The organism is Kitasatospora sp. NPDC127111 (genome assembly GCF_042677465.1).
Classification (GTDB): domain Bacteria; phylum Actinomycetota; class Actinomycetes; order Streptomycetales; family Streptomycetaceae; genus Kitasatospora.
Window position 1 is genome coordinate 48,950 of record NZ_JBHXTG010000058.1, and the last position, 12,155, is coordinate 61,104.

Consider the following 12,155-nt stretch of genomic DNA (forward strand, 5'->3'; position numbering starts at 1 on the left):
GGATCCTGCGCCTGCGCCCGCGCCCCCGGATCGCCCCGACACACCCCCGCGTCCATTCGGGTGATTCTCGCCGGTCCGTGTATCTCGCGGCGATTATGATCCACTTCCTGTGACGGAACGTCAACAACCCAGAACAGCACGTGACACGGCCGACGTGGTCATCCTCGGCGCGGGACCGGCCGGGCTGGTGCTCGCGAACCTCCTGCACGCGAACGGCGTCGACTGCGTCGTCCTCGAACGCGCCACCCGCACCCACGTCCAGACCCGGGCACGCGCCGGCTTCCTCGCCGCCAACACCGTCCGGATCCTGGAGCGGCACGGCCTCGCCGGGGGCCTGCACCGGCACGGCCGGCCGCACGGCAGCTGCGAGTTCCGCACCGAGGACGGCAGCTTCCGCCTCGACTACGGCGGCCTCGGCCGGGGCGAGCAGCACACCGTCTACCCGCAGCAGGAGCTGGTCTCCGACCTGCTGGCCCGGTTCCTGGACGCCGGCGGCCGGATCCGGTTCGAGACCGAGGCACTCGCCGTGCTCGGCGCGGACGGTCAGCGGCCCTCGGTCTCGGTGCGCGAGGCCGACGGCCGCCCCCGGCTCTGGCGGGCCAGGTACGTCGCCGGCTGCGACGGTCGGCACGGGGCCACCCGGCGCTCACTCCCACCGGGCTCGGTCCGCCGCCACCACCGCGACCACGGCGTCTCCTGGCTCGGCGTGCTCGCCCAGGCCCCGCCGAGCCTCGACGCCGTGGGGTACGCCCTGCACCGCCGCGGCTTCGCCGGCCACATGGCCCGCTCCCCCGAGGTCACCCGCTACTACCTGCAGTGCGAGCCCGGCACCGCCGCCGACGCGTGGTCCGAGGAACGGATCTGGCACGAACTCGCCGTACGGATGCGCGCCGCCGACCACGGGCCGCTGCACCAGGGCCCGATCCTCCGGCGCGACGTCATCGACCTGCGCTCCGACGTGCTCGAACCGCTGCGCCACGGCGCACTCCTGCTGGCCGGCGACGCGGCGAGCCTGATCAGCCCGTCCGCCGCGAAGGGCGCGAACCTCGCCGTGCTCGAAGCGGAACTCCTCGCCGACGCCCTGATCGACGACCTCACCCGTGGCGACTCCCGGGCACTCGCCCGCTACTCGGCGCAGTGCCTGACCCACATCTGGCGCGCGCAGGAGTTCTCGCACTGGATGATCCAGCTCCTGCACGACACGTCCGGACCGGACGACGAGTCACCGTTCCAGCGCCGGCTGCGCCGCGCCCGCATCGAGTCGCTGCGCACCTCGCGCACGCACCAGGACTGGTTCGCCGAGAACTACGTCGGCGTCTGAGACCCGGCGGCCGGCGCGCCCCGCGCACCGGCACCGCCCCCCACACACCGACACCGCCCCGCAGAAGAACCGTTCGCACGACGGCCGTCTCGCACGAGCACCCGTCTCCGCACGACACCTCCCCCTCCCGCCCCAACCGAACGAGGGCCCCTCCCGATGACTACGACCCCCGATCTCGCCTGCCCGAACGACACGGCCGCCCCGAACGACACGGCTGCCGCTCCGAGCGACGCGGCCGCCGCACCGAGCGACGCGGACCGCCTGCGGGCGGCCGCCGACTTCGTCAGGCGGCACGACACCGCCTCCCTGCTGCCGCTCCTCCTGCCCGGTCTCGACGCCGCGGAACGGCGGGCACTGACGGGCCACTGCCGGTTCGCGCACGCCGCCCTGCTCGTCCTCCCCCCGGACCGGCGGGCACTGCGGGCGGACCTGGCCGCCTGCGGGCTGGCCACCGACGCGGACGCACACCCCAGCGTCGTCGTCCGGCAGCGGCTGGCGCTGCGCCACCGGCGCGATGCGGCGCGGCTCGACGTGCGGATCCTGCGTCCCCCCGTCCACGGCCCCGACGGGGCACCCCGGACGGTGGAGGTGTTCACGCTCACGGTGCCGCCGGGCTCGGACCTCACGGAGCTCGCCGCCCACGAACGGGCCCACCAGCACGAGGCGCACCTCGCCTTCGAGGTCGAACGCCCGGACCCGCTCGTCCTGCGCGGACTGTGCGCGGTCTTCGCCCGCCACGGAGCCGCCCCCGACGGCGGCGGGTACAACCCGCACGAGGACGCCACCGTCCTCTACTTCACCGCCCCCGCCGACTCGACGGCCGGCTACCGGCGGGTGGAGCTCCACGTCCCCGGCCACCACGACAGCGTCCTCGCCTCCCACCTCGCCTCGCGCCCCTCCTCGCGCCCCTCCTCGCATCCCTCCTCGCATCCTGTCGACCACCACGGCGCCGCGACCGCCACGACCGCCACGACCGCCGCCACCACCCCGACCGCCGCCACCACCCCGACCGCCCAGCCGGACGAACCCCGCACCCGGCAGCCGGCCGAAACGCTCCTGCGCCTGATGACCGGGGCGTGGACGACCCAGGCCCTGGCCGTCTGCGCCCGGCTGCGGCTGCCCGACGCCATGGACACCCGCACCGCGACCGGTGCCCGGTCGCTCGCCGAGGCGGTCGGCGCCCACCCGCGGAGCCTCGCGACGCTCCTGCGCTACCTGGCCATGCAGGAGGTCGTCACCGAACACCCGGACGGCTTCCGGCTCACCGAACTCGGCGCGCTCCTGCGCACGGACTCCCCCGGGTCGATGCGGCCGCTGGCCCTGATGTACGGCGGCCCGTTCTACCACTCCTTCGCCGGCCTCGAACACACCGTCAGGACCGGGGAGACCGCCTTCGACCACCTCTACGGCGAGAACCACTTCGAGCACTTCGCCCGCCACCCCGAGCTCGCCGACCTGTTCGACCGGTCCATGGCGGCGAGCTCGCGCATGTTCGAGCCGCTCCCGGCCCACCCGGTCATCACCGCGGCAGCCGCGGCGGCCGGCCCCCGGACCGTCGTCGACATCGCCGGCGGGAACGGCGAGCTCCTCGGCCGCATCCTGGCCGCCCATCCCCGCCTGCACGGCGTCCTGCTCGAACGCCCGCACGTGGTCGAGACCGCCCGCCGCGCACTCGACGCCGCCGGCCACGGCAGTCGCTGCAGCTACCGGGCCGGCGACTTCGCCGACGTGCCCGCCGGCGCCGACGTGTACGTCCTCTCCCGGGTCCTGCACGACTGGGACGACGACCGCTGCCGCGAGATCCTGGGCCACTGCGCCCGCGCCATGCCCCCGCACGCCGACCTGCTGATCGTCGAACGGCTCCTGCCGACCGACGGCACGCCCTCGCTGGCCACCGCGTGGGACCTCCACATGATGTGCAACGTCGGCGGCCGCGAGCGCCACGCGGACCACTACGCCCGGCTCCTCCACGAGGCCGGGCTCACCCTCACCGGCCACACGCCGCTCCCCCTGGACGCCGCCGTCCTCCACGCCCGCAAGGCCACCGCAGCGCCCCCTGCGACGACCCCCCGTCAGCCGCTCACCACCCCCGCCGACGACCACCCCGGACGGCACGTCGCCACCGGCTGACACGGGTCGGCCGAGCGTCCCCGCAGCGGCCCGCCGGCCGCCTCCGACCCGCCGGACAGCACTCAGCGCGGCGGGGCCGGCGGGCGCGGGCCGCGCAGCTCGACGAGGACCGACCAGAGCACCGAGACCGCGGGGACGGCGACCACGGCGCCGATCACGCCGGCCGCGATGCTCCCGGCGAGGACGGAGACCGCGACCACGACCGGGTGAAGGCTGACCGCCCAACTCATCACCAGCGGGTGGAGCAGGTGGCCCTCGATCTGGCCGATGACCACGATCAGCAGCAGGACCACGATCGCGATGACCGGGCCCTTGGCGGCGAGCGCCACGAGGGAGGCGATCAGCATGGCGATCGGTGAGCCGACCAGGGGCACGAAGGACGCGAGGAACTCCAGCACGGTCAACGGCAGGGCGAGCGGCACCCCGAGGAACAGCAGCGCGATGCCGACCATGATCGCGTTGCTCGCGGCGACGATGAAGATGCCGCGGGTGTAGCCCGCGAAGGTCCGCCACGCCGCCCGCCCGCCGCGGTCGAGGTGGTCCGCGGCGGCGGGCGGCAGTTGGGCGGCCGTCCACCGCCACATCCGCTCCCCCGAGTGCAGGAAGAACACCGACATGAACAGGGCGAGCGCGGCGCCCGTCGCCAGCTCCGCCACCCGGCCGACGCCGCTGACGGCGGTGCTGATCAGGGCCGAACGGTGCGAGGACACGTAGTCGGAGACCTTCTTCTGCAGGTCGTCGAAGGTGGTCGGCTCCAGGTGGAAGGGTGCTCCTTCCAGCAGCTTCTCCAGCCGGTCCAGGCCGCCCTGGAACTCCTTGGCCAGGCGGGACACGTCGTCCGCCACGCTCTCGCCGATCAGCGCGAGCAGCCCGGCCGGCACCAGCAGCGCCACCGCCAGACCGACCACCACGGCGAGCGCGCGGGGAAGGACCCGGGCGGCCAGGTCCACCACCGGCCGGACCACCGACGTCACGACCAGGGCGAGGAAGCCGGCCAGCGTGATCAGGTGGAACCGCCCCAGCACCATGAACACCAGGTACGCCACCGCGGCGACGACCAGCAGCCGCCACGCGTAGTCCGACAGGCGGCGCAGGACCGGCCCCGCGCCGCCCGCCCCCGACACGCCCCGGACGCCCGCCCCCGACGCACCCGACCCGCCACGCGCCCCCGGCGAACGGCCCCGCCCGACCGGGCGGTGGGGCCCCGGTCGCCTCACCGCCATGCCGTACCGCCGCCCGCTCCCGACCGGTCCGGCCGGGTCAGGTTGGCCCCGGTGCGGGGGTCGAAGACGTGGATCCGGGCCGTGTCGAGCCACAGCCGCAGGGCCGCGCCCTCGGCGGCCCGGGTCGCGGTGCTCAGCCGGGCGACCACGCGGTGTTCCCGCATCCCCGTGTCGGCCCGGCCGGAGTCGGCGGCGAGCTCGGCGAGTTCCTCGGTCCGGGCGGGCCCGCCCTCCTCGGCGAAGTGGACGTACACGTCGGAGCCGACGGACTCCCGGACGTCGACGGTGACGGTGCTGGTGACGCCGGTCCCGTGGTCGTCGATCAGGGAGGCGTCCTCGAAGTCCTCGGGGCGGATGCCGACGATGAGGTCGCGCGGCGCGTCCGCCCGCTCCAGGGCCTGCCGCTTCCGGTCGTCCAGCGGGAGGTCGCCCAGCGAGGTGCGCAGCAGGCTCCGTTCCAGGGTCGCGGCGAGGAAGTTCATGCCGGGCGAGCCGATGAAGCCGGCGACGAAGAGGTTCACGGGGTCGTCGTACAGGTGCTGGGGGCTGCCGACCTGCTGGACGACGCCGCCGCGCATGACGACCACCCGGTCGCCGAGGGTCATGGCCTCGACCTGGTCGTGGGTGACGTAGACGGTGGTGGTGCCGAGCCGCCGTTGCAGCGCGGCGATCTGGGTGCGCATCTGGACCCGCAGTTTGGCGTCGAGGTTGGACAGCGGCTCGTCCATCAGGAACGCCTTGGGGTCCCGGACGATGGCGCGTCCCATGGCGACGCGCTGGCGCTGTCCACCGGAGAGGTTGGCGGGTTTGCGGTCGAGGTGCTCGGTCAGGTCGAGGATGCGGGCGGCCTCCTCGACCTTGGCCGCGATCGTCGCCTTGTCGGCCTTGGCCAGGCGCAGGGCGAAGCCCATGTTCTCCCGCACGCTCATGTGCGGGTAGAGCGCGTAGCTCTGGAACACCATCGCGATGTCCCGGTCCTTGGGGGCGCGGTCGTTGACGACCTGTCCGCCGATCCGCAGGGTGCCCTCGGTGATGTCCTCCAGTCCCGCGATCATGTTGAGGGTGGTGGACTTGCCGCACCCGGACGGGCCGACCAGGATCACGAACTCTCCGTCGGCGATGGTGAGGTTGAAGTCGCGGACGGCGAGGGCGCCGTCCGGGTAGCGCTTGGTGATGCCGTCGAGGACGATCTCGGCCACGGTCCGCCTTCCTGGTCCGCCCGGTGGGGCGCACTCATCCCTTGACTGCGCCGGCGGTGAGGCCGGCGACGATGCGGCGCTGGAACAGCAGGACGAAGATGACGATCGGAATGGTGATGACCACGGCCGCCGCGGCGATGGAGCCGGTCGGCTGCTGGAACTGGGAGCTCCCGGTGAAGAAGGCGATCGCCGCCGGTACGGTCCTGGCCGAGGTCGTCGAGGTCAGCGAGATGGCGAACAGGAAGTCGTTCCAGCAGAAGATGAAGACGAGGATCCCGGTGGTGAACACCCCGGGGGCCGCCAGCGGGGCGATGACCAGGCGGAAGGCCTGCCAGGGGGTGGCGCCGTCGACCTTCGCCGCCTTCTCCAGGTCCCACGGGATCTCCCGGAAGAACGCGGACAGGGTGTAGATCGCGAGCGGGAGGGAGAACGTCATGTAGGGGATGATCAGGCCCGCCCAGGTGTCGAAGATGCCGAGCACCCGCTCGATGTTGAACAGCGGGGAGACCAGCGAGATCGGCGGGAACATCGCGATCAGCAGGGACACCCCGATCAGCAGCCGCTTCCCCGGGAACCGCAGCCGCGCCACCGCGTAGGCCGCCATGGTGCCGAGCACGACGGCGATGGTGGTGGCGATCACCGAGATCCCGATCGAGTTGACCAGGGCGCGGGTGAACTCCGAGGTCTGGAAGATGCCCCGGTAGTTCTCCCACGTCCACTCGCGCGGGATGAAGTCGCCGTCGGTGAGGGTGCTCGGCTCCTTGAACGAGAGCGCCACGATCCACCACACCGGGAACAGCGCGTAGAGCACGACGACCAGGTTGGCGACGCCCCAGCCGGTCAGGGTGCGGGACCTGCCGCTCATCGGCGCTCCGGTTCGCCACCCGGCGCGGCCGCGCCGAAGACCTTGATGAACACGAGGGCGATGATCGCCACACAGATGAAGATCAGCACCGAGATCGCCGACCCGATCCCCAGGTTGAGGGCGGTGAACAGGTTGTCGTAGCCCAGGATCGACACCGATCCGGTGTCGTTGGATCCACCGGTCAGCACGTAGATGTTGTCGAAGATCCGGAAGGCGTCCAGGGTCCGGAAGAGCAGGGCGACCAGGATGGCCGGCTTCATCAGGGGCAGGACCACCAGCCGCATGCGCTGCCCGAAGGTCGCGCCGTCCACCATCGCCGCCCGGACCGTCTCGTCGGGCACGAGGGCGAGGCCCGCCAGCAGCAACAGGGCCATGAACGGGGTGGTCTTCCACACCTCGGCCAGGATGATGAGGCCGATCGCCTGCCACTGGTCGGTCAGCGGGGCGCTGCCCTCGGGCAGCAGCGCCGCGAGGTAGCCGACCCCCGGCGTCCACGCGTACTGCCAGGAGTAGGCCGCGACCACGGTCACGATGCCGTAGGGGACCAGGACCGCGGTGCGGACGGTGCCGCGTCCGAAGACCGCGCGGTGCATCACCAGGGCCAGCGCCATGCCCAGGACCAGTTCGATCGCCACCGACACCACCGTGATCAGCACGGTGACCCACAGGGCCTGCCACCAGAACGGCGAGCTGAGCACCGCGCCGTAGTTGGCGAGCCCCACCCAGTGGGCCTGCTGCGGGAACCGCAGGTCGTACCGCTGCAGCGAGAGGTAGACGGCGTACCCGATGGGGTACGCGGTGACCGCCAGCATGACGATCGCGGCGGGTGCGCACAGCAGCAGCCCCAGCCGGCGCTCCTGCCGGGCGCCCTCGGACAGCTCGGCGGTCTTCCGCCCGGCGGTGTCGCCGAGCGCGGTGGACGGTGTCACGGAATCAGCCCCTTGGAGCCGAGCGCGTCCTCGATCTGCCCCCGGAGGTCGGCCACGGTGCTCTCCGGGCGGATGTCGGCGGGCGGTGAGAGGGTGTGCGAGATGGCGATGGACACGTTCTGGTAGGCGGGGGTCTGCGGACGCACGCTGGCACTGTCCAGCGCGGCCAGCACCTCCGCGGCGAACGGGTAGCTCGCGGTCAGCTCCGCCGCCTGGTACAGGCCGCGCAGTGACGGCGGCAGGCCGCCCTTGAGCGCGTTGGTGAGCTGGTTCTCGCGGTCGCGCAGGCAGAGTGCGGCCTCGAAGGCGAGGTCCGGATGCCGGCCGTACGCGCCCACGGCGAGGTCGATCCCGCCGATCGTGACGGTGGCCGGCCGGTCGGGCAGGACGGCGGGGTACGGCGCCCAGCGGAAGTGCTGGAACAGCTCGGGCTGGTTGGCCTTCATCGACGGGTACACGAAGGGGTAGTTGAGTTCGAAGGCGGCCGTACCCGACTCCATCGCCAGCCGGTTCTGGTCCTCCATCTGGTTGGGCAGGGAGGGATCGGCGGCCGCCGAGGTGGCGGTGTCGTGCATCACCGCGGCGGCGGCGACGGCGGGCGGACCGAGCGAGGGAGCCTGCGCGTCCGGCGTCAGGATGGCACCGCCCGCGCTGGTGACCAGGGTGTTGAACCAGACCGTCAGCCCCTCGTACTGGGCGCCCTGGATCTCGACGTAGTGCGGCTTGCCCTGCTTCGCCAGCGCGTCCGCCTGGGCCAGCATCTCCGCCCAGGTCTTCGGCGGGGTGGGCACCAGGTCGTCCCGGTACCAGAGCAGCTGCGTGTTGGAGTTGTAGGGTGCCGCGTACAGCCGCCCCTGCCAGGTCGCGGTCCGCACCGCCGCCGTGAGCGTGTCGGCCACGGCCTGGTCCTTGCTCGGCCCGGTCCACTCCCGGATCCACCCGGCCTCGGCGAACTCGGCCGGCCAGGTGACGTCCAGGCCGAGGATGTCCACCCCCGCGTCGTGCGCGGCCATCCGGCGCACGAGCTGCTGCCGCTGGCCGTCGGCGCCGCGCGGCAGCTTGTTGTACTTGACGGAGTACCGGCCGCCGGACTGCCGGCCGCAACGGTCGGCGGCCTCCTGCAGCGCCCCGGAGTCGTCGGGGAAGTTGTACCAGTTCAGCGTCACCGGCCCGCCCTGGCCGCTGCTCCCACAGCCCGTCAGGACGGACGCGAGCAGGCAGAACCCCACGGCGGTGCCCAGCCAGGGTGAGCGGAGAGTACGGTCCTTCGGCATCGCTCTCCCGAGGTGCGGGCGGACGGACCTCGACAGTAGCCAGGTGGTCCCGCGGGGGCGGCACACGCCGCGCCGGGCGTCCATCCGGACGGAGCAGGCGGCCGGGGCGCGCGGGGCTCCGGGGGCCGCCAGGGGGCTCCCGCCCCGAGATGCCGGCGCGGCCCGGACGCGGCGCCCGTCCCCGAAGCCCTCCCCCGGGCTGGCGGAGCGCGGCCATCCGGCGCAGGCGGCCCTGCCGGGGCCAGGCCGGGAAGCGCCGCGTGCCTACGGTGGTCGGATGACTGATCGCCGGACCGGTCGGCCTGCCACCGCGGGCCGCACGGCCTACCTCGGAGCCGCCGCCGCCTTCGCCGTCTGCATGGCGGGCACCACCCTGCCCACCCCGCTCTACGGGCTGTACCAGGAGGAGATCGGCTTCTCCGAACTGATGGTGACGGTCGTGTTCGCCGTCTACGCCTTCGGCGTCATCGGCGTCCTGCTGCTCGTCGGCAACGTCTCCGACTCCGTCGGACGCCGGCCCGTCCTGCTCTGCGGACTCGCGCTCGCGGCCGGCAGCGCCGTCGCCTTCCTCGCCGAAGGGGGCCTGCCGCTGCTCTGCCTGGGCCGGCTGCTGTCCGGCCTGTCGGCAGGCCTGTTCACCGGCACCGCCACCGCGTACGTGCTGGAGCTCGCCCCGCCCGGAAGGCGGGCCCGCGCCGGATTCGTCGCGACCGCCGCCAACATGGGCGGCCTGGGCTGCGGACCCCTGCTGTCCGGCCTGCTCGCCGAGTACGCGCCCGACCCCCTGGTCCTGCCGTTCGTCGTGCACCTGGTCCTGCTCGCCGCGTCGTTCACCGTCACCTGGTTCCTGCCGGAGACCGTCCCCGACGCCCGCCCGCTGCGCACCGCCCGGCCCCAGCGGCCCACGCTGCCGCCCGAGGTGCGCGGGGTGTTCGTCCCGGCGGGGATCGCCGCCTTCGCCGGGTTCTCCCTGCTGGGCGTGTTCACCTCGGTCAGCCCCGCCTTCCTCGCCGAGGACCTGGGCATCCACAACCACGCGGCGGTCGGCCTCCTCGTGTTCACGGCCTTCTTCTCCTCCACCCTCGGCCAGCTCCTGGTGCCCCGGCTCGGCAGTGCGCGGGCCATCCCGCTCGGCTGCCTGGTGCTCATCGCCGGACTGGCCCTGCTCGCCGTCTCCCTCGTGTCGACCACCCTGCCCCCGCTGGTGCTCAGCGCCCTCGTGGGCGGCGCGGGCCAGGGCATGGGCCTGCGCGGCGCGGTGGGCGAGGTCGCGGCCGCCGCTCCCGCCGAGCACCGCGGCGGCGCCCTCTCCGCCCTCTTCGTGGTCGCCTACTTCGGCATCTCGATCCCGGTCATCGGCGTCGGCGTGCTCAGCGAACCACTGGGCCTCGCCGACGCCGGCCTGGTCTTCGCCGCCTGCATGGCCGTACTCGCCGCAGCCTCCGGCGCCTACCTGCTCCGCAGGGCCCGCGCCCACGCCTGAGCCCGCCGGAGCCCTCGTCGTCGGCTACGGAGCCGGCGCCGGTGACGGTCCGCCGGCCGGCGGTACGCGGGGCAGCCAGACCGGCCAGGTCTCCGCCCCGGCGCGGCAGACGGCGTCCTCGCTCCCGACGAGCCGCCGGCAGCCCTCGCAGACCCAGCCGCGTTCCGGCTCCACCGTGGTCACGGTGTTGTCCGCGACGATCAGCTGCCACTCGTCGCCCTCCGCGCGGTCCTCGTGAGGCGCCATCACCGGGTCAGGGCGTGCTGCTTCCTTCCGCCAGGTCCTTGATCGCGCTGAGGCGGTGTTCCCACGCGGCGGTGAGAGCGTCCATCCACTGCCTCGTGCGCTTCAGCGGTCGCAGATCGGCTTCGTACCGGACTTCGCGTCCGATCCGGTGGGGGTGGACCAGCCCGGCATGCTCCAGGACGGCCAAGTGCTTGGCCACCGCCTGGCGGGTGACAGGAAGACTCGCGGCCAGAGAGGTTGAGGTGGCGCCACCTTCGCGAACGATGATCGCGAGCACCTCACGCCGGGTCGGGTCGGCCAGCGCCACCAGAACGTCCTCGGGAGCCTGACCGGCCCCGGCCGCGCTGGTCATGCCCCGGTCTGTTCGCAGCCCGCGCGCAGCTGATCGAGTTTGCCGGGCCAGTTCCCGCTGTTCGCGCGGTACCGCTCGGATACCACGTCGTTGGGGAGCCCGAGCCGCGAGAAACCGCTCTCGATCATGGTGAGCCGGGTGCGTCCCGGGGAGCCGTCCTCGGCCAGCGTGAACTCGACCAGGGTGGCGTTGGTGTCGTCCGGCTCCTCGCCGGCGGCACCCTGGGACCACCACCAGGAGAAGACGCGCGGCGGCTCCACCGTCTCGATCCGCGCCGGAATGACGCCGTGAACGCCGTGGTCGAAAACCAGGAGGCCGCCGGGCCGCAGCTCGATCTTGACCGCCTCCCCGTTGCCGAACCAGCTTCCGAGAAAGGCGGGTTGGGTCAACACGGACCAGACCCGCTCCACTGGAGCGTTGATCACGATGGTCCGCTCGATCGCGTCAGGGATCACTGCAGCCTCACTCTCCTCGCCGGGATGTGCCACCTAAAGGTTGCACGTCCCGGGCTCATTGCGCAACCGATCGGTTGCTCTTTGATGGGAGGACGCGGGTCGCCTCGCCAGGTGGAGCCACGCACAGCGCATTTCGTCAGAAGTCGTTGGAGCGCTGGATCACAGCTCCTGCCGGCTGGTCGGCCAGGGGGATCTCCTGGAGAACGCCCTCAGAAGTCGGCGCCGCGTCCGGATAGTGCCGGCGAAGGCGCCTCCGACGTTGCCCGAGCTCCCATCGAGGGTGAGGAACCGGCCCAGGACTACGAGCTCTAGGGCCTGTGTGATGTTGTGATCAGTCTCTGGGTTCTGCCCTCATTCGAGGGCAGAACCCAGTACGACTGTGTGTCGTGACGCGTAGGCAACTCACCGATGAGCAGTGGATGTTGATCGAGCCGTTTCTGCCGGTCGGCAGGTTCGGCCCGTACCCCGAGCGGCTGCGGGAACAGTTCGAGGGAGTGATCTGGCGGTTCCGCTCCAGCGCACAGTGGCGGGAGATGCCTTCCGAGTTCGGTCCCTGGCCGACCGTCTACGGCCGGTTCCGGGCCTGGCGGGACGCCGGCGTCTTCACCGCGCTGCTGGAGGGCCTGATCGCCGAGGCCGCCCGCCAGGGGAAAGCGGACCTGTCGCTGGTCAGCGTCG

The 12,155-nt window shown here is 72.8% G+C and carries 12 protein-coding genes; 4 read left to right on the top strand and 8 right to left on the bottom strand.

Annotated elements, in window-relative coordinates; all coding sequences use genetic code 11:
* Positions 1–154 precede the first annotated feature (154 nt).
* Both ACFVHB_RS28865 and ACFVHB_RS28870 read left to right on the top strand, forming a co-directional pair.
* The gene (locus ACFVHB_RS28865) at positions 155–1,321 is read left to right on the top strand and encodes a 4-hydroxybenzoate 3-monooxygenase (protein ID WP_380328085.1); all 1,167 of its coding nucleotides are present in this window, start codon (positions 155–157) and stop codon (positions 1,319–1,321) included.
* A gap of 156 nt (positions 1,322–1,477) precedes the next feature.
* A complete protein-coding gene (locus tag ACFVHB_RS28870; RefSeq protein ID WP_380328064.1) occupies positions 1,478–3,451 on the top strand; it encodes a methyltransferase in 1,974 nt (657 codons plus the stop codon).
* Between the two features lie 62 nt (positions 3,452–3,513).
* On the opposite strand, the gene ACFVHB_RS28875 is transcribed toward ACFVHB_RS28870, so the two are convergent.
* Genes ACFVHB_RS28875 through ACFVHB_RS28895 form a run of 5 tightly spaced genes read right to left on the bottom strand, consistent with a single transcriptional unit; the run spans position 3,514 to position 8,941 of the window.
* The gene (locus ACFVHB_RS28875; protein ID WP_380328066.1) at positions 3,514–4,674 is read right to left on the bottom strand and encodes an AI-2E family transporter; all 1,161 of its coding nucleotides are present in this window, start codon (positions 4,672–4,674) and stop codon (positions 3,514–3,516) included.
* Positions 4,665–5,873: an ABC transporter ATP-binding protein gene (locus ACFVHB_RS28880; protein ID WP_380328068.1), complete on the bottom strand. Its 1,209-nt coding sequence runs from the start codon at positions 5,871–5,873 to the stop codon at positions 4,665–4,667. Before ACFVHB_RS28880 ends, ACFVHB_RS28875 begins: the two co-directional genes overlap by 10 nt.
* 34 nt (positions 5,874–5,907) lie before the next feature.
* On the bottom strand, positions 5,908–6,738 hold the full coding sequence (locus ACFVHB_RS28885; protein ID WP_380328070.1) for a carbohydrate ABC transporter permease: 831 nt from the start codon (positions 6,736–6,738) through the stop codon (positions 5,908–5,910).
* Positions 6,735–7,667, bottom strand: a complete 933-nt coding sequence (locus ACFVHB_RS28890) for a sugar ABC transporter permease (RefSeq protein ID WP_360198823.1) — start codon at positions 7,665–7,667, stop codon at positions 6,735–6,737. Before ACFVHB_RS28890 ends, ACFVHB_RS28885 begins: the two co-directional genes overlap by 4 nt.
* Positions 7,664–8,941 (bottom strand): ABC transporter substrate-binding protein, encoded by a 1,278-nt coding sequence (locus ACFVHB_RS28895; protein WP_380328071.1) that lies wholly within the window; start codon positions 8,939–8,941, stop codon positions 7,664–7,666. The genes ACFVHB_RS28890 and ACFVHB_RS28895 overlap by 4 nt, the downstream gene beginning before the upstream one ends.
* 277 nt (positions 8,942–9,218) lie before the next feature.
* Here ACFVHB_RS28895 and ACFVHB_RS28900 point away from each other — a divergent pair, with 277 nt between their 5' ends.
* Complete coding sequence (locus ACFVHB_RS28900) at positions 9,219–10,424, top strand: MFS transporter (protein ID WP_380328073.1); 1,206 nt, start codon at positions 9,219–9,221, stop codon at positions 10,422–10,424.
* A gap of 24 nt (positions 10,425–10,448) precedes the next feature.
* Here the strand turns inward: ACFVHB_RS28900 and ACFVHB_RS28905 are convergent, their stop codons facing one another.
* The 3 genes from ACFVHB_RS28905 to ACFVHB_RS28915 are packed head-to-tail and all read right to left on the bottom strand — an operon-like array spanning position 10,449 to position 11,510.
* Entirely contained in the window at positions 10,449–10,670 is a 222-nt protein-coding gene (locus tag ACFVHB_RS28905; protein ID WP_380328075.1) for a hypothetical protein, read from the bottom strand.
* Positions 10,671–10,677: 7 nt separating this feature from the next.
* Entirely contained in the window at positions 10,678–11,022 is a 345-nt protein-coding gene (locus ACFVHB_RS28910) for an ArsR/SmtB family transcription factor (protein WP_380328077.1), read from the bottom strand.
* Positions 11,019–11,510 (bottom strand): SRPBCC domain-containing protein, encoded by a 492-nt coding sequence (locus tag ACFVHB_RS28915; RefSeq protein WP_380328079.1) that lies wholly within the window; start codon positions 11,508–11,510, stop codon positions 11,019–11,021. The genes ACFVHB_RS28910 and ACFVHB_RS28915 overlap by 4 nt, the downstream gene beginning before the upstream one ends.
* Before the next feature lie 353 nt (positions 11,511–11,863).
* Here ACFVHB_RS28915 and ACFVHB_RS28920 point away from each other — a divergent pair.
* Positions 11,864–12,155, top strand: a 292-nt coding sequence (locus ACFVHB_RS28920) for a transposase (protein ID WP_380328081.1), incomplete at its 3' end; no start/stop codon positions are given.

What these genes read in the sequence shown, in the direction of transcription:
- ACFVHB_RS28870 (WP_380328064.1), top strand. Translation starts at nt 1,478, where the DNA reads ATGACTACGACCCCCGATCTCGCCTGCCCGAACGACACGGCCGCCCCG.
- ACFVHB_RS28875 (WP_380328066.1), bottom strand. Translation starts at nt 4,674, where the DNA reads ATGGCGGTGAGGCGACCGGGGCCCCACCGCCCGGTCGGGCGGGGCCGT.
- ACFVHB_RS28885 (WP_380328070.1), bottom strand. Translation starts at nt 6,738, where the DNA reads ATGAGCGGCAGGTCCCGCACCCTGACCGGCTGGGGCGTCGCCAACCTG.
- ACFVHB_RS28895 (WP_380328071.1), bottom strand. Translation starts at nt 8,941, where the DNA reads ATGCCGAAGGACCGTACTCTCCGCTCACCCTGGCTGGGCACCGCCGTG.
- ACFVHB_RS28900 (WP_380328073.1), top strand. Translation starts at nt 9,219, where the DNA reads ATGACTGATCGCCGGACCGGTCGGCCTGCCACCGCGGGCCGCACGGCC.
- ACFVHB_RS28905 (WP_380328075.1), bottom strand. Translation starts at nt 10,670, where the DNA reads ATGGCGCCTCACGAGGACCGCGCGGAGGGCGACGAGTGGCAGCTGATC.
- ACFVHB_RS28910 (WP_380328077.1), bottom strand. Translation starts at nt 11,022, where the DNA reads ATGACCAGCGCGGCCGGGGCCGGTCAGGCTCCCGAGGACGTTCTGGTG.